At 30.2% G+C, this 16340-nt stretch carries 17 protein-coding genes; 5 read left to right on the forward strand and 12 right to left on the reverse strand.

Features of this window, described 5'->3' with window-relative positions:
• The first annotated feature begins 51 nt into the window (after nucleotides 1–51).
• Together CKL_RS10755 and CKL_RS10760 are read left to right on the forward strand one after the other, a co-directional pair.
• Nucleotides 52–936: a MerR family transcriptional regulator gene (locus CKL_RS10755; RefSeq protein WP_012620593.1), complete on the forward strand. Its 885-nt coding sequence runs from the start codon at nucleotides 52–54 to the stop codon at nucleotides 934–936.
• A gap of 130 nt (nucleotides 937–1066) precedes the next feature.
• Nucleotides 1067–1918, forward strand: a complete 852-nt coding sequence (locus tag CKL_RS10760; protein ID WP_012102536.1) for a dimethylarginine dimethylaminohydrolase family protein — start codon at nucleotides 1067–1069, stop codon at nucleotides 1916–1918.
• A 78-nt stretch (nucleotides 1919–1996) separates the two neighbouring features.
• Here CKL_RS10760 and mtlD read toward each other — a convergent pair whose 3' ends face one another.
• The 3 genes from mtlD to CKL_RS10775 all read right to left on the reverse strand — a co-directional run bounded on the left by mtlD (nucleotide 1997) and on the right by CKL_RS10775 (nucleotide 5457).
• Nucleotides 1997–4243, reverse strand: a complete 2247-nt coding sequence (mtlD, locus tag CKL_RS10765; RefSeq protein WP_012102537.1) for a bifunctional mannitol-1-phosphate dehydrogenase/phosphatase — start codon at nucleotides 4241–4243, stop codon at nucleotides 1997–1999.
• Nucleotides 4244–4289: 46 nt separating this feature from the next.
• On the reverse strand, nucleotides 4290–4832 hold the full coding sequence (locus CKL_RS10770) for a hypothetical protein (protein ID WP_012102538.1): 543 nt from the start codon (nucleotides 4830–4832) through the stop codon (nucleotides 4290–4292).
• Nucleotides 4833–4950: 118 nt separating this feature from the next.
• Complete coding sequence (locus tag CKL_RS10775; RefSeq protein WP_012102539.1) at nucleotides 4951–5457, reverse strand: sigma-70 family RNA polymerase sigma factor; 507 nt, start codon at nucleotides 5455–5457, stop codon at nucleotides 4951–4953.
• Between the two features lie 265 nt (nucleotides 5458–5722).
• On the opposite strand from CKL_RS10775, the gene CKL_RS10780 reads away from it, so the two are divergent.
• Nucleotides 5723–6205 (forward strand): dihydrofolate reductase, encoded by a 483-nt coding sequence (locus CKL_RS10780; RefSeq protein WP_012102540.1) that lies wholly within the window; start codon nucleotides 5723–5725, stop codon nucleotides 6203–6205.
• Nucleotides 6206–6381: 176 nt separating this feature from the next.
• Here CKL_RS10780 and CKL_RS10785 read toward each other — a convergent pair whose 3' ends face one another.
• The 4 genes from CKL_RS10785 to thyX are packed head-to-tail and all read right to left on the reverse strand — an operon-like array spanning nucleotide 6382 to nucleotide 9447.
• On the reverse strand, nucleotides 6382–7044 hold the full coding sequence (locus tag CKL_RS10785; protein ID WP_012102541.1) for an HIT family protein: 663 nt from the start codon (nucleotides 7042–7044) through the stop codon (nucleotides 6382–6384).
• A gap of 1 nt (nucleotide 7045) precedes the next feature.
• Nucleotides 7046–7720 carry a hypothetical protein gene (locus tag CKL_RS10790; RefSeq protein ID WP_012620594.1) on the reverse strand — a complete coding sequence of 225 codons (675 nt, stop codon included), beginning with the start codon at nucleotides 7718–7720 and terminating at the stop codon, nucleotides 7046–7048.
• Between the two features lie 33 nt (nucleotides 7721–7753).
• On the reverse strand, nucleotides 7754–8038 hold the full coding sequence (locus CKL_RS10795; RefSeq protein WP_012102543.1) for a hypothetical protein: 285 nt from the start codon (nucleotides 8036–8038) through the stop codon (nucleotides 7754–7756).
• 5 nt (nucleotides 8039–8043) lie between these two features.
• Nucleotides 8044–9447 carry an FAD-dependent thymidylate synthase gene (thyX, locus tag CKL_RS10800; RefSeq protein ID WP_012102544.1) on the reverse strand — a complete coding sequence of 468 codons (1404 nt, stop codon included), beginning with the start codon at nucleotides 9445–9447 and terminating at the stop codon, nucleotides 8044–8046.
• A 220-nt stretch (nucleotides 9448–9667) separates the two neighbouring features.
• Here thyX and CKL_RS10805 point away from each other — a divergent pair, with 220 nt between their 5' ends.
• Entirely contained in the window at nucleotides 9668–10048 is a 381-nt protein-coding gene (locus tag CKL_RS10805) for a L,D-transpeptidase (RefSeq protein WP_012102545.1), read from the forward strand.
• A 76-nt stretch (nucleotides 10049–10124) separates the two neighbouring features.
• On the opposite strand, the gene CKL_RS10810 is transcribed toward CKL_RS10805, so the two are convergent.
• From CKL_RS10810 to CKL_RS10825, 4 genes are all read right to left on the reverse strand, one after another.
• On the reverse strand, nucleotides 10125–10589 hold the full coding sequence (locus tag CKL_RS10810) for a chemotaxis protein CheX (protein WP_012102546.1): 465 nt from the start codon (nucleotides 10587–10589) through the stop codon (nucleotides 10125–10127).
• Nucleotides 10571–11446: a response regulator gene (locus tag CKL_RS10815; RefSeq protein ID WP_012102547.1), complete on the reverse strand. Its 876-nt coding sequence runs from the start codon at nucleotides 11444–11446 to the stop codon at nucleotides 10571–10573. The genes CKL_RS10810 and CKL_RS10815 overlap by 19 nt, the downstream gene beginning before the upstream one ends.
• Nucleotides 11447–11500: 54 nt before the next feature.
• Nucleotides 11501–12430: a ketopantoate reductase family protein gene (locus CKL_RS10820; RefSeq protein WP_012102548.1), complete on the reverse strand. Its 930-nt coding sequence runs from the start codon at nucleotides 12428–12430 to the stop codon at nucleotides 11501–11503.
• A gap of 125 nt (nucleotides 12431–12555) precedes the next feature.
• Entirely contained in the window at nucleotides 12556–13980 is a 1425-nt protein-coding gene (locus CKL_RS10825; RefSeq protein WP_012102549.1) for an aldehyde dehydrogenase family protein, read from the reverse strand.
• Nucleotides 13981–14141: 161 nt separating this feature from the next.
• Between CKL_RS10825 and CKL_RS10830 the strand changes: the two genes are divergently transcribed.
• Nucleotides 14142–15044 carry a DMT family transporter gene (locus CKL_RS10830; RefSeq protein WP_012102550.1) on the forward strand — a complete coding sequence of 301 codons (903 nt, stop codon included), beginning with the start codon at nucleotides 14142–14144 and terminating at the stop codon, nucleotides 15042–15044.
• Between the two features lie 8 nt (nucleotides 15045–15052).
• Here the strand turns inward: CKL_RS10830 and CKL_RS10835 are convergent, their stop codons facing one another.
• Entirely contained in the window at nucleotides 15053–16258 is a 1206-nt protein-coding gene (locus CKL_RS10835) for an MFS transporter (protein WP_012102551.1), read from the reverse strand.
• Nucleotides 16259–16340: the final 82 nt, after the last annotated feature.

A 16340-nucleotide genomic window follows, 5' to 3' on the forward strand; every position in this document is an offset into this window, starting at 1 on the left:
CTAATATATCTATTTTACATCAATTAAAGTTTTCTAAACAGTTAATTTTTATTGAAAACCAAATATATATATACTAATATTATATATGAGGTGATTTTAATAAAAGATAGAATATCCATAACAGATTTAGCAAGACTTAGAAACGTAACCACTGAAACTCTAAGGCACTATGATAGAATAGGTCTTTTTAAACCCACTTATGTAGACCCCAAAACTGGTTATAGATATTACTCTGTGCTGCAATATGAAAAATTAGGTACAATTAAAGAACTGCGCCAGCTTGGCATGAGTCTTAAAGAAATAAAAGAATATTTTAATAACAGACATGTAACCAAATCCCTTTCTATACTTACGAATAAACATGAAGAGTTAAAAGAAAAAATAAAAGATTTACAGTTATTGGAAGAAACCCTTTCTGAAAAGATAGAATTTTTAAGGAATGTTATTGCCGAGTCCAAAATGAAAGAAATCATGATCAAACAAATACCTGAAAGAGAAATTATTACTTTTGGCAAGGCTATTAACAATGAAATAGAATTAAGCTATGGATTTCTTCATCTTGAAAATACCCTTGAAGAAATTTCACCCATTTTAGCCAGTAATAGATTAGGGTTCATTATATCAAAATCTGATATTGAATCCTGTGAGTTTAATAAATCCAGTGACATTTTTGTATTTACAAAATCACCTAACCAAATTAATAAAAAAAATATACAGAAAATAAAAGCGGGAAAATATGCTTGTATTTATAACAGCGGTAAACCTTGGGATAGAGAAGAAAGTATAAAAAAGCTGCTGCAATTTATCCATTACAACCATTATATTATAGATGGTGACTTTATAGAAATAGCCCAGGTAGACATTACAGTAACAGATATTGTAGAAGAAGAATGTTTTGAAATTCAAGTTCCAATCAAAAACTCTATAGATACCTAAAAGCTTAATTAACTTTTTAATTAGGCTATTTTTATCTTCTAAAATAATTAGAATTTGATATTGACCCTTGTGCAGCACAAAGCTTTATAATTACTATTAATAAAATTTAATCATAAAAGGGGAAATCACCATGAGAAAAAGTTATGTAAAAAATTCAACAAATACCTTAAAAAAAGTACTTCTGTGTGCTCCCACATATTTTGAATTTGAACCCATTAATGTAATAACAGAGAAATGGATGGAAAAAGGTGAAAAATCCAATAGGGATATTTGTTTGAGAGAACACGCAGAAATTGTGCAGGCTTATAGGGAAAATGGAGTAGAGGTAGTTTTAATGGAGCCAGATCCTAATTTACCCTACCAGGTATTTGCCAGAGATTTTGGAGCTTGCATATCTGAAGGTTATATAATGGGGAAATTGAGAGAACCTATACGCAAAAACGAAACTACAGCTTATGAAAATAAAATGAAAGAACTTGACATTCCCTGCGCTGCCAGGTGTACTGCAGGTGCCTTTGAAGGTGGGGACTTCTGGTTTTTAGATGACTATGTAATGGCTCAGGGTATAATTGCAAGAACAGATTGGCATGGATTTGAAAATATCAAAACCCAGGTACAGGAATTAGGTTATGAATTAATTTCCATACCTGCATTAAGACAAAATCTGCATCTTGACATGTGCTTTAACATAGTAGCAGAAAAGGTAGCTGTAATATGCAAAGAAGCTCTCCCCTACAACTTTCTAAGAATGCTGGAAAAACGGAAATTCACCTTGATTGATGTTCCCCAGGAAGGGGTTTTCAAACATTACTGTAATCTTCAATGTCTTGGAAATGACAAAGTATTAACTTTTATCAATAACAAGGATGTAAACCACAAACTAAGAGTACTTGGTCTAGAAACCATTGAAGTGGATCTGGTTGAAATATTAAAAGGAGGAGGAGGTCCTCACTGTATGACATTTCCTTTGGAGAGAGAATAAAGGTATATTTTCGTTAAAATGCTTTGAAATAAATAATCAGCAAAGCACACCTTGTTATAATAACTTAATAGGATATTTTTAAAGACTTAGCTGATTATCTATTTCTACATGATGGTAACTTATTATATCTTCAGACAACATAAGATTATTAAATTGTATTTTTATTCTCCTAATTAAATCTTTATCTTTTTGTAAATTCAAGCCATGATATCTTGCACCATTGTACTCACCATCATAAGTAAGAACATCCTCTACAGAACGATTCTTATTATATATCTCCTTGATTTTTCTACATTCTTTATCCTTGGAATTTATAAGTAAAATAGAATAAAAAATAGCACAAGCTGCACCAAATTCAATCATAGGAGTAGGTATGTTAAACTTTTGTGCCAAAGTGATAGTTCCAAAAATTCTTTCTCCACACTGTAATTTTCTCATAGGATCACGTCCTACACGAATACAATTATCTTTAAAAGAACTCCTACATCTTTTAATGAAATTCGAGATAAATCCATCAATATATTCAGATAATTCGGAATTATCTTTAATAAGAGAAGGCTTAATTTCTTTTTCAATAATACTCCTCACCAATGAAAGTACTTTTTTATCCCCCATTCCCTGTCCAATTGTTTTGTAACCAAGTAAAGCAGAATACCATGCTATTATTGCATGAGGACCATTTGAAAGTCTATTTTTTATCTGCTGCATTTTTTCAATATTATCTACAACTTTAACCTGCCGTAATCTCTCAAGTAAAGGACTTTCATTACTTGCATACAACGGAATATATGGTTCGCTGCTAAATAAAGATACATTAAATCTTGAGATATATTTATCAAATTGAGACATAATAGATAATTTTTTTGATATATCTCCAACCTTTAACAGAGTTTTTTCATCAATTTTTTTTACTGTTTTTTTAGGATTAATTAAAACACTTTCACCCTCTTGAAAGTATTTGAAGAGCCCTGTAATATCCGGTTGAAAATAAGAAATAGTCCTTTTAAGATTTGATAATTTTTTTTGAATTTGTGTAAGTAATGTTTTTTCAGGTATTGCAGAAACCATTCTATTTACAACAGTCTCACAGAAATATGTTCTAGATATTGTTTCTTCTGCTTTTTCTTCACCCACTAAATTCTTAAGGGCATTTTTAACATTTTTTCTAATAAATTTTGCTCCTTTTATTTTATTTAGAACCACAAGTATTGTAAGATTGGTGTTATTTTTGCTATAGCGTTCAATAAGACCTTTAGCTATAATTTCAGACTGGGACTTCACTGCCGTTTCTGGAATAGCAAGACCGATGATTTGAGACTCCGTATACATCTTTATCATTTCCGTTTCATCATCCATATCAATAATATGAACATTGCTTATACTTTGAAAATATGCCCTGCTTTCATACTTCACATTAAATTTTCCTAATGAATTTATTAATTCTTTAATTACAACTTTTTTAGTTGCTCCAATTATTTCCTTAGGCCTGGTATAACCATCCCAGTGGGAAAAAATCTGTGTAAGATATCCTCCTCCTATTGCACCAAAACCGTGAATTCCTGCTTTTACATACCCAAAGCTTTGTGGAAAATGTTCATTCAGTTTGGGCATGGACATTTTGGGTGTAAATTTAACTAGATCTTCATGAAATTCTACCATACTATTATATGCTTTAAAAACACGATTTTTTATGTGTTTTTCAGGCTCCTTTATATCTTTTATAAATATAGGGATTCCTCCTGAATCTGCTGCTGCAATCAGACCATTTTGAGAGTCTTCAAATATAAGACAATGTGATGGATGACAGTTTAATTCATCTGCTGCTTTTAAAAATATTTCCGGATCAGGTTTCCCTTTTGTAACCTCGTTACCACATACAATAACATCAAAAAATCTCATCACTCTTGCATTTAAAAGATATTCTTCTGCTATGGCCCTTCTGCTTGAAGTTGCAAGAGCAATTAAAATCCCGCTTTTCTTCAATCTTTCCAGTACATCATATAATCCTTCTTTGACAGGTATGCCATTATGTCTTATATATTTTACTTCGTATTCATCAGCTTTTTTTCTTATATCCTCATAAGGATAATTCTCTCCATATTGTTTTTTTGCAAGTTCTTCTGCCATTTTGGCATTGACTCCCAATGAATCTAAAAGAAGCTTGTCTGTCATACTCTCTCCATATATAAGTTTAGATGACGACTTTAACATATTAATTCTCAGTCTTTCAGTATCAAACATAGTTCCATCCATATCAAAAATTGCTGCATAAATTTGTTTACTTTCAAAATTTATAAGACATTCTCCTCTCTGTACTTTTGACATCTAACAACTTTATTATATATAACAAGTTGTTAGATGTCAAATTCAGTTACTTTCGTTTCAACTCTATTTTAATATTTTTATCTACACCATTTTTCTTATAAGTAAATCCCAAATACAGCTTTTTTATATCTTTAAAATATGGACTTTGAAAATTTGCTGTTATTTCCTTAGTTCCCCCATTGTTATCTCCTTCTCCAAAACTTTTGCATCCATACACATTACCTTCATCATCTTGAAGATAAGGGTTTTTAAATGTCCAATCATTTGGTATAAAAAAACTGCCATATGCACTGATAGGATATAAATTTACACCCTCTATTATTATAGAAGAATTTTCACTTGTTTCTCCTGCCTTTACATATTTAATTTCTTTGGCATTTATGAATTTATCATCAATTTTTACATTTATGGACCAGTTTCCATTGACTATTTTAGGGGACTTATGAAAAATCCTATAAACATAGCCATGTCTATAATAATCCCTCACACTCATAATATCCCTATCAGAGCAGTAAGTAAATTTAATATTGATGCTCTTTGGAATGGTACTTAACTTTGTGCTTCCTGTAGATTCAAATCCTATTACCATTTGTTTTTTTCTGGAACTTTGAAAATCCTCTTGATCTGTAAATATTTTACTAGAGCCATTATAAAAAACTATCTGGTCATATGTTTTTCCTGTATTTTTTTTATCATTTATAATTTCATCAAAATCTCTTCCATCTTTTTATAGCCTTATGAATATGGGTCTTTACTGTACCAATGGGGCATTCAAGTATATCTGCTATTTGTGAAACAGTTAAATCTTCAAAATATCTAAGTATTATTACTACTTTTAATTTGCCATCTAACTTATCAATAGCTTTGTATAAGTCTAACCTGTCCTCTAAATTTTTATCTTCTCTGCTTCCTTTACATATGTTGGCAATATTAATACCCAAAAGGCTGACCCTTTTCTTCTTGTTTAAATAATTTATACATTCATTTATGAGTATTCTCATAATCCAAGTATTAAAATATTTACCCTCTTTCAATTTTTTAATTGATACATAGGCTTTATAAACAGTTTCATCTAATATTTCTAATGAATCATGTTTATTTTTTGTATAAAGATAAGCAGCTTTGTACAGAATCTCTTTATTAATTTTCATAAGTTCACAAAAAGCATTTTCATCACCACTTTTTGCATTTTTAACTAATGTCTCAACATTCATCTATAGTCCTCCAAACAATTTATCAAGTTATAACCGGTAATAACTTTCACTTATTAGACCATGAAGTGTTCAATTTGGTTTTATCTTTTCAAAAATTTTTTCAAAAATTTATGATATAATATGTTTAATTGTAGATATTCCCTTTTCCCGATTGCTAGATAGTGACTTTATAGTTCAATTATGAAATGCTTTTAAAGATAAGTAATAATGATAAGCAGGATAAGTTAAATCAAAAACTAAAGATTCTCTTATTAAGGAGGTAATCATGTTAAGTATAATTGTAGCTCTTAATGAAAATTACGCAATAGGATATAATAATAAGCTTATATATCACATATCTGGAGACTTAAAAAGATTCAAAAAAATCACCTATGGTAAAACAATTATAATGGGACGAAAGACATTCGAATCTCTTCCAAACATATTATTAAATAGAAAACATATTATTATTACAAGAAATCCTAACTATAACATTAAATCCGAAAATGTATTCGTAGTACACAATATTAAAGATGTGATAAAATATGAACACTCTAAGGAAGAATACTTTATAATAGGAGGAGGGGAAATCTACGCCCAATTACTTCCTTATTGTACCAAATTATATTTAACTAAAATAGCTTCTGAAGAAAAAAAAGGTGATACATATTTCCCTAAGTTTAATATACATAATTATAATATAATTGAATATGAAAAACACAATGAAAATAATATTGAATACAATTTCATAACTCTTGAGAAGATTTAACATTAATTTTATCATATACTCGGTACAAAAATGGACTATTTGTAGTTGAACTTAAATTACCCAAAAACTTTATAAAGGTAGAAATTTGACACATTTCTACCTTTGTTTTCTTGCAGATTATTCTCTTTAACACTGAAATTGTTTGCCAAGATCAGTTTAGTTTCTATTGCAATAATCTAAACTCCCCACTTCAGATTTCGTACATCTTTAATTGTATCTACCATATTTTCTAAAAAAAATTTACTTCTCCAATCCCAATGCTCACTTATTCCAAGTTTATTACATACTATTTTTCTAATATATTGTGAAGGAAAATATTTATTAAATAAAACATATCTTCTGCCAAAATTATCTTCATAGAAAATATACGGATTATTATGTTTTATCACTACATTCTTTACATCATAAAAAGATTTTACCAATTCATGCTTAGTATCATCCTTTATAATCTCACCAATAATATCCCCATTATAAGGTAAAATATGTAAGTGTACATGATCTACACAACATCCTCCCCTTTTAAACTGAGAAATGGCCCCATGTTCAAACATAATAGCAGGAGAATTATAGACATTGATAAATACTCTTTTTACTGCCTTGACTAGATATTCTAATTCACTAAATAATTCTTCAGGGCATGTTGAAATAGATATAAAATGCTGTTTAGTGACAATTAATAAATATCCTTTAATGAATCCACCTAAAGTTGGCATAACAACCCAGTTTTTTGTTTCATATACTATTCTATCATTTAATCCAATAGCTGGATAAGTAATTTTATCTATAAGATTATTATAATCATCATTATTTATTTCTGAACAAAAACTGCACCCAAACAAATTACACGCCTTCTTTAGTTTTATTGTTTATAAACATCATCCCAATATCATTATCAGATAATTCAAGAATAGCAAAAACTTCAATTCCTTTATTATTAAGTTCTTTCTTCCCCTCATGATCAGTCCTATTTACTAAACAAAAAATACCTATGTTTTTATGAGGACTTGGGAAATGTTCTATACTTTCTATAATCTGTTTTGCCGTGACTAAAACATCATGAACTATTATAATGTTTTCATCGGACTTAAATGTACCTTCCCAATATTGCTTTTTAATTATTCTTGGCTCAGGAAGCATTTTAACAAAAGCTTTATTAAGTTCCTCACTAACTCCTAATCCCAATAAAAAGTTTCCATTTTCTGATACAACTATTTTTTCTACTTTATTTATATTTTTACCAAGTTTTTCTTTTATAAAAGCCGCTAGCATACTACAAATATCACGATTCAATGAACTATACATTATATCCACAAAATTTATGTAATACCGCACAGCATTATACACCAGTTCTGCTGATTCATAATCAGATCTTTTTACTAAAACAAATGGTTGAATAATAATTGCCTTTAATTTATCTTGGATTTCTTCAAGGGTGCCTTCTTTCATAAGTCTTATTTTAAGAATTTCAAATTGAACATCTTCGAACTGTTCTTTTGTTAACCCTAATTGATTCATAAAATATTTTATTCTATCATTGCTACGTTTTTTTTAAAATGTACTTTCATTTTTAAAATATTCATACATTAGGTTATTTATATCTCTATTTTGTTGACTTTGTTTCTCCTTAAGAAGTAAATTGGGAATAAAAATCCTAAAATTGCAATATTGAAATATATTAATAAGTCCTGTAAAACCTAATGTCAATAATATAAGTTGCCCAAATAATCCGCTTAAATTGTTAATTCCATTTGTACATAAAAATTGAATGGAGGTACTTATAATCATAGCAATAAATATACCAAAAATAATAACATCCTTAATCCATCTTTTCATTCATATCACTTTTCCCTACTTAATATACTATTAAATTCTTGTATAATTTCCTCCATTCTTCCACATGTAAGTCGTCCTTCTGGACATTTATTATCAACTACACAACTTGGTCCCATTTTATTAAATAAACAGGGCATTTCATTTCTTAAAGTTTTTAACATTTCTCTGGCAATATTTCTAATTTCCCATTGTGCCCTATTACAACATCTCAGTTTGAAAAATAACATTAATTCCCTAGCATTCATTGTAGTCATTACATCTAGAGTATTCCCACTTAAACAAAGATAAATCTGTTCTTCTTTATTTAAACCCAAATTATTTAATTGTTTTTTAATTTTACTGGTTTTATTAAATGCTTCTTTATATCTGAGCAATAAGCTTTCATTCCCACAAATAGTTTTAGGAACAATATATCTATTTGAATTTACATACATCAATGATGGAATTATAATTGACTGCATTCTATGCCTGACAATATGTGTTATACCAGATAATGATAAATTGTGAATTATAAAAGAACATGAAATTTGCTCAAGTTCCCTAGGTCGACTACTACGTAAAATGTTTTCCAATATGACGTCATATTCTCCCCTATTAGTGTTATAATCGCCAGTTAAAGAAATATTTAAATTATGAGTTAATGTATATGCACCTATCATACTTTTTAATGCATTTTCTGTAGACATTTGAATGAGTTCAGTGGAACCATTTACTATTTGAGGTAAGCCCTGTTCTTTTAAATTTTCACTTTGTTTTTGTCTATGAGAATATTCAGCACAAAAAGAAAAATCTTTAAAAATCTCTTCTGAAACACTTGGAAATCTTTCATTTAATTGTTCTATTATCTGATGAGCAATACTTTTTAATTCATTTATATTTTTACCACGACCAAATAATATTTCCTGTAAAATATGAATAAGTTCTCTTGCATTCACAGTACAATAGAAATTACTAAAAAAACAGTATGGTAGTACAAAACGGGCATCTTCTTTAGGAATTCCTTGTGTAACAAAATAATTATACTCTGAAAACAGATAATTCACATAATTCTTATATATTTCCCGTGTTTTTTCAGTTAAATATTCTGGAATATAATAGCCCATATTACTAAAATCAACATATCTTCTTGATTTTACAGTAAATGACGCTAATCTAAATTCAATAAAAAATTGTTCTACAACGGCGGAGACATTACAAAAAGCAATAGTAAAAACAGCATGTTCAATAATTGATTTATGACCTGAATTAATAACATTTTTAATTAATTTACGATCTTTATCTATATGTATGGATTTCTCGAATATATCCATTGAATTTCCACTAGTAGTGGATATACGTGCTGCACTGGCACAAACACGTTCATTTTCGTTATTGTAACTAATTATATTAGCTCTGGAAATATATGACATTATGGTTCTCCTTTTAAAATTATTACTATATTTAAAAATTCATTTTTAAAGAGCAAATATATTATAGCATAATTATTTCAAATAATTATATCACGCAGTAATATTATTTACAACTTTGTAAAATTTCCTCCATATATTCAATTAAGAATATATCAATAGTCACTATTAATATTATTTCTACATATTAATAAACTAGAACAATTATTTTATGGAGAATCCTATGAATTTATATCCCTATGAAAACTATTTTTTCCTTCGCAGCCCCAATGTCACATATAGTATTACAATCAACAGGGCTGCCCGCAGACTTACTTTATATAAAAATGGCAAGGTATACAAAACATATCCTGTAGCTGTTGGCAAAAGTGGGACTCCTACCCCTGCAGGAACATTTAGAATAATAAATAAACAGATTAATCCCGGTGGACCTTATGGTGCCCGCTGGATGGGATTAAGTGCAAAAGGTATAGGAATACATGGTACAAACAATCCCCATTCCATAGGCAGTTATGTATCCAACGGATGTATAAGAATGTATAATAAAGATGTAATTGAACTATTTAATATAGTTCCAGTAGGCACTGTAGTAAGAATTATTTAGATTCAAAATTATTTCTATAGGCATAGTCTTTTTAAAATATCCTGTTGATTTTTTACAACAGGATATTTTAAATTTGTTAATTATTTTTTTCTATTGAAATGTTAATTTCAACTGGAAGATCATCTACAAATAATTCAACACATAATATCTTGTCACTAGCGGCAGTGGCTTTAAATTTACCGTACATTAAAGTAGGTGTGGATATTTCTATATTAACACCCTCTTCTGAAAATAAAGTACAGGCTCTTGCAGTTACCATATTGGTCATCTCTGAAATAGCACTTTGAGCCATTTCATTCAATTCTTCAACAGGCATTCCCATCATCATTTTGGAGGCAATATTTTTTGCACTTTCCATGGTAACTCCATATATAATATTCCCTTTGAGATCTCCTACGATTCCAATTATGATTAATACCCCAATACTATCTATGGTTTTATTCTTAACACTAAGTTTGCCTTTTTTTATATTACCTACACCAAGCTGAGGCATTATATCTATAAATGAATCTATAAATGGATTTATATACCTGACATCCATTCTCCCGGCCTCCTTTGAAAACCTATATTTATATAAATATCCCCAAAGTTTGTTTTAGCTGTAGAAGAAGTAGTAGTGTCTAGTTCTGCTTTAGATATATTTATAGAATTTCCATAAAATATAGTCGGAGGTGCTACTCTTAGCCCCATTAATTTATTGGTCCTATTCATTACAGAAGATGCATTTCCTGCTATCATATTGGACAATTCCCCCATGATATTCAACATTTCCTCTGAACCTTTAGGTTTTCTCTTCAACATAAATGTAGAAAAGCTTTCTGCAGTATCATAAGACATGTCCAGTAACATCCTACCTGAATATTTCCCTATAATGCCCATAACAATAGATACTCCTTTAGATACATGTTCTACATTTGATTTGTCCTCTTTTTCAAATTCAGGAATGGACTTTACCAGTTTATTGAATATATCCATAAAAGCTTCTTTATATACTTTATAATATACAGCTTCCAGTTCCTTAAAAAGCTCTTCATCTGCCATTATTCTATTTATTAATAGAGAAAGCTCTTCTGGATCTGCAGGCTTTTGAATGTATCCAGAAGCATGATTTTTTCTTGCTTTTTTTACTATTTCATCATCCATCATAGAACTTACTATTATAACATTTATATTTGAATCTATATTATGAATTGCCCTGGTACATTCAATACCATCTGTTCCAGGCATAGTCATATCCATAGTTACAATATCCGGTTTAAGTTTACTTACTACTTCAATTGTTTCTTCCAGTGAAGTTGCCTCTCCCACAACTTCAAAACCATTTTCAACAAGCATATCTCTAAGCATTGCAATCGAAAATGGAGAATCATCTACAATAACTATTCTAGTTTTTTTCATTTTTGCACCAGCCTTCCTAATTTTTGTACAATAACATCTTCTATAATATATCAATTATGGAGATAACTTTTTATTATTTTCTACTACCTTTATTATGTTCAAAAATGTTTTATTAACAGGGGTATCCATGTCATATTTTTTCCCTAATTTGCAAACAGTTCCTGCAAACATATCTACTTCTGTTTTTCTTCCATATGTAATATCTTGAAACATTGAAGTTTTGCTGCTTGGATTCATAGTATCTAATACTTTATACCATTTGTCAATATCTCCTTTATCTAAATTAACCCCCACCTTTTCAGATAATTTTACTACCTCCCACATGGCAGATTCCATAAGTTCTCTGGCCTCTTTTACCTTTTGAAATACACCATAGGTACCTTTAATTACTGCTGATGCTTGATTTATGCCTACATTTATCATAAATTTCCACCACAGTGAATGCATCATATCCCTGGGAATTTCATAGGAAATTCCCGCCTTACGAAAAATTTCTTCAACAGCTTGTACCTTTTCACTATAAGTTATATTCTTTTTCTCTCCAAAAATTATACTGCCATAGCTTGAAAAATGAATATTATTTTCCCTGCGGTTAGCATCAATGGCAATACATAGTGAATACAGCACCTTGTCCATGCCATATTGCTTTCCTATAATTTCTTCACTGGTAATTCCATTCATAAGGGAAATAATAATTGTATCTTTTCCTACATGATTCTCAATATCCATGACAGCCTGTTCCAATTCATTTGCTTTTACTGAAACAATAATTAAATCCGCTGGTTCACATTTTTCCTGGGGAGATACATATGTAAAATCATATTTTTTACCATTAATTACAAATCCATTCTTTTTATATCTATCTGCCCTTTCTCCTCCTGCTATAATCTTTATTCCTTCTGGATTCATGTCATATAATTTACTGTTATACGCACATCCAATGGCACCCAGCCCTATAGCAGATATATTTTTTATGCTTTTCATAAAAATATCTCCTCTCTTATATCAGATATACTTAAAAAATAGCTGCCTTAATATCTATTGTAAAGCAAATGCTTCCTTTATAGTATACTTTTTTCTAAAATCATAAAATATTTATATATTATTTTTTAAAAATATTTGATAAGCTTTCTAATAATTTTTTTGGTTTTAGTGCCAAAAGGAGGATATACCATTGATAGCAAAGAAATTTTGCCTTGCTTCATATAGGAACGTTCATGGGTAAATGCCATAAAGCCATAATATCCATGGGATTTTCCAATACCACTGTTGTTGAATCCCCCAAAAGGCAGATTGATATTACCAGCATGCACTACTACATCATTTATTACTGCATCTCCAGATTCAGTATTATCCAATAAATAATTCACTGCTTTTTTATCTCTGCTAAATATGTAAATAACTAAGGGTTTAGGTTTAGATTTTATATACTCTAAGGCTTCATCCATAGATTCATAGGATATAATCGGAAGTACTGGACCAAATATTTCTTCTTCTAATATTTTAGAATTTAAATCTACATTAGTGATTATGGTAGGATATATAAAATTGTCACATTCATTAAAATATCCCCCACATCTTATCTTTGCCCCTTTATATACAGCCTCTTCTACAAGTTCTTTTATTCTAAAAAAATGTTCTTTTGTAATTATTCTAGAATATTTTAAATTATCCATATCCTTTTTAAAAGTACCATAATACTGAATAATATATTTAACCATCAGTTCAGTAAATACTTCTTCTTTATTTTGTGGAATCAATAAATAATCAGGAGCTACACATATTTGGCCTGCATTTAGACATTTGCCCCAGGCTATCCTTCCGGCAGCTTCATCCAAATTCGCAGAGGGATGAATTATTACGGGAGATTTTCCTCCAAGTTCCAAGGTAACAGTGGCAAGATTTTTGGCGGCAGCTTCCATAATCATCTTTCCCACAGTAGGGCTTCCCGTAAAAAATATATTTTCAAAAGGCTTTTCCAAAAGCATTTTAGAAATTCTATAGTCTCCTTCAAATACAGCCACTTCATCCTCTTGAAATATACATGAAATCATTTTTTTTATACAGTTTCCTGTAAGAGGTGTATACTCTGAAGGTTTTAATATTACACAATTTCCCGCTGCAATAGCAGAGACAAGTGGTGATATTGCCAGCTGAAATGGAAAATTCCAGGGAGAAATTATTAGAGAAACACCCTTTGATTCATATTTTATTTTGCACACAGCTCCAAAATATGTAATAGGAGTTTTTACTTTTTTGTCTTTCATCCATTTATGTAAATTTTTCATGGCATGGTTAATCTCCCATATAACGGGATAAATTTCTGTCAAAAGCACTTCTTCTCCTGGCTTTTTAAAATCATCATAGAGGGCCTTTTCAATTTCTTCCATACAATTTATTATATAGCTCTTCAGCATTTTTAATTTTTTAATTCTATCCCTGGCACTACTTCTTCTTAACTTCCATTTATTATTTACCTGTAAATTAAAAATCCTATCCATTTCTTTTTTTATTTCAATTAAATTTATATCCACTTTTATAACCTCTTTAAATATTTATAAAATTAATAACAATTTCAATCAAAGATATACTGTATATTGTACTTAAAGAAATTGTTGTGATATCATTATAATGTTGGTTTAAAAACATAATATTGCTTAATATAGAATACTTTGAATCAGGCGGGTGAGTGTAAATGAAAAAACAGGAATTAAAATCCAATATACTCCTTTTAATAACAGCAGCCATATGGGGACTAGCTTTCGTGGCCCAAAAGGTGGGCGCAGAGTATATAGGACCCTTTGCTTTCAATGGAATTAGATTTGCACTGGGAGGCATTTCTCTAATTCCCCTGTTATTATACTTTAGTAAAACTCAAAATCAAACTATAAACAACTGTAATAAAAAATATACATTTATAATTGCTGGAATAATAACTGGATGTGTACTTTTTTTGGGAGCCTCCCTTCAACAAATAGGTCTAAATTACACTTCCGCAGGAAAAGCTGCCTTTATAACAGGATTATATATGGTATTTGTACCCATTATAAGCATTTTTTTTAAAAAAAATATACCCTTAACTATCTGGGTCAGTGTAGTTATGACTGCAATTGGTTTATACTTTTTAAGTATTAAAGAAAATTTTTCCATAAGCCAAGGAGATTTATTAGAAATTATAGGTGCACTTTTCTGGGCATTACATATATTAGCTATTGATTACTTTATCAAAAAAATAGATGCATTAAAATTATCTTTTGTACAAACTCTAACTTGCTCCATACTCAGCATAATAGCATCGCTTATTTTTGAGAAAACAGCTATTTCCAGTATATATAGTGCTCTTATCCCTATACTTTACGGTGGAATATTCTCTGTAGGAATAGCCTATACCCTACAAATAGTAGGTCAAAAGCACGCCAGGCCTTCCCATGCGGCAATAATACTCAGTATGGAATCAGTTTTTGCAACCCTTGGAGGTATGATACTTTTAAATGAACATTTACAATTAAGAGAATATCTGGGCTGTTTTTTAATGCTGTCAGGAATGCTTTTATCCCAGGTTTCTAATTTTAATAATACTAAGACAGTCAAGGAATAATTACCTATTTAATTACCTGATCTAGTTACATTAAATTTTACCTTATTTACACTATCTCTATTTAAATCCACCTTAGGTATGGTAAGGGTAAGGGTTAAGAATACTGCAATAATAGGTAATATAGTTAAACTAGATAGAGCTGTATGAATTCCATAGTTATCTGATATCCATCCGAGCACAGGTGAAATTACCCCTCCCATGGTAACTGCCAACCCCAGTGTAACACCTGATGCCAGTCCCATATGGTTTGGCAAATACTTTTGGCCCAATACCACCATAGGACTATAGGGTGCATAGAGAGAAAGACCTATTGGAATTAGCAGTAAAGTCGCTAAAATGACATTTCTTACATTTATAAATACAAAGAGAAGTGGTATAAGTGTAAGAAAACCTGTCATTATTACTTTTCTGTTCCCAAATTTATCTGCCATCCGTCCTGCAATAAGAGTCCCAACCGCACCTACAATTATAAGTGTAGACAGCGCTATACTCCCGCCTCTTTTAGACTGATTCAATACATGTATCCAATAGAGAGGCAAAAATGCATTAAGTCCAAAAAAAATCATGGCTCTACAGGTAAGTGTTGCTGTTAAGCGGCTAAAAGGCTTCCATTCATCTGCTGTATTCTTAGCCTGTACCTCTCTTTTAACCGTGACTTGTGCTTTATTTTTTGTCAATTTCGGTAATTGAATCAAAAAAATTATACACATAATTAGAGCAGGCAGAGATAATATAATTGTTCCTTTTAAACCAAATAACAATAAAACTTCTGTAGTTATTATGGGACTTACAGCAAACCCTATATTTCCTCCCGCAGCAAATCTGCTTACACCTGTTGCTTTATTTTCTCCAGCAAAAGTATTTGCAAGCTTAACTCCTTCTGGATGAAAAGAAGCTATTCCAACCCCACTCAATGCTATAAATACAGCCATAACCCAGTAATTGTCCACAACACCTGACATCCCAAAACTAATTCCTGCCAGTAATACTCCAAGAGGTAATGTCCAAGGTACAGAAATTTTATCTGAACATATGCCAAATAGAGGTTGTATTATGGAAGAACTCACATTAGCTGAAAAAATTAGAAAGGCAGCAGCAGCATAACTAAAATGCTTGTCAGAAACCAAAAAAGGAAGCAGTGCAGGTAATGCACCTTGATAAAAATCCGCCACAAAGTGTCCAAAAGTCAAAAGATTACCATAAAATCGATTCATTGTTAGCTCTCTCCTTTACCTACAAGCTACAGGGCTATCTATAATATATCTAAAATAACTGATGATTTTTTAAAGATGCTTT

The organism is Clostridium kluyveri DSM 555, from assembly GCF_000016505.1.
In the GTDB taxonomy this organism is placed as follows: Bacteria; Bacillota; Clostridia; order Clostridiales; family Clostridiaceae; genus Clostridium_B; species Clostridium_B kluyveri.

Bases quoted from the DNA above. Each gene is read 5' to 3' on its own strand.
- CKL_RS10770 (WP_012102538.1), bottom strand. From the start codon at position 4,832: ATGGTAATAGGATTTGAATCTACAGGAAGCACAAAGTTAAGTACCATT.
- CKL_RS10835 (WP_012102551.1), bottom strand. From the start codon at position 16,258: ATGAATCGATTTTATGGTAATCTTTTGACTTTTGGACACTTTGTGGCG.
- CKL_RS10795 (WP_012102543.1), bottom strand. From the start codon at position 8,038: ATGAAAAGATGGATTAAGGATGTTATTATTTTTGGTATATTTATTGCT.
- thyX (WP_012102544.1), bottom strand. From the start codon at position 9,447: ATGTCATATATTTCCAGAGCTAATATAATTAGTTACAATAACGAAAAT.
- CKL_RS10760 (WP_012102536.1), top strand. From the start codon at position 1,067: ATGAGAAAAAGTTATGTAAAAAATTCAACAAATACCTTAAAAAAAGTA.
- CKL_RS10790 (WP_012620594.1), bottom strand. From the start codon at position 7,720: ATGAATCAATTAGGGTTAACAAAAGAACAGTTCGAAGATGTTCAATTT.
- CKL_RS10810 (WP_012102546.1), bottom strand. From the start codon at position 10,589: ATGGATGTCAGGTATATAAATCCATTTATAGATTCATTTATAGATATA.
- CKL_RS10805 (WP_012102545.1), top strand. From the start codon at position 9,668: ATGAATTTATATCCCTATGAAAACTATTTTTTCCTTCGCAGCCCCAAT.
- CKL_RS10815 (WP_012102547.1), bottom strand. From the start codon at position 11,446: ATGAAAAAAACTAGAATAGTTATTGTAGATGATTCTCCATTTTCGATT.
- CKL_RS10775 (WP_012102539.1), bottom strand. From the start codon at position 5,457: ATGAATGTTGAGACATTAGTTAAAAATGCAAAAAGTGGTGATGAAAAT.
- CKL_RS10780 (WP_012102540.1), top strand. From the start codon at position 5,723: ATGTTAAGTATAATTGTAGCTCTTAATGAAAATTACGCAATAGGATAT.
- CKL_RS10830 (WP_012102550.1), top strand. From the start codon at position 14,142: ATGAAAAAACAGGAATTAAAATCCAATATACTCCTTTTAATAACAGCA.
- mtlD (WP_012102537.1), bottom strand. From the start codon at position 4,243: ATGTCAAAAGTACAGAGAGGAGAATGTCTTATAAATTTTGAAAGTAAA.
- CKL_RS10820 (WP_012102548.1), bottom strand. From the start codon at position 12,430: ATGAAAAGCATAAAAAATATATCTGCTATAGGGCTGGGTGCCATTGGA.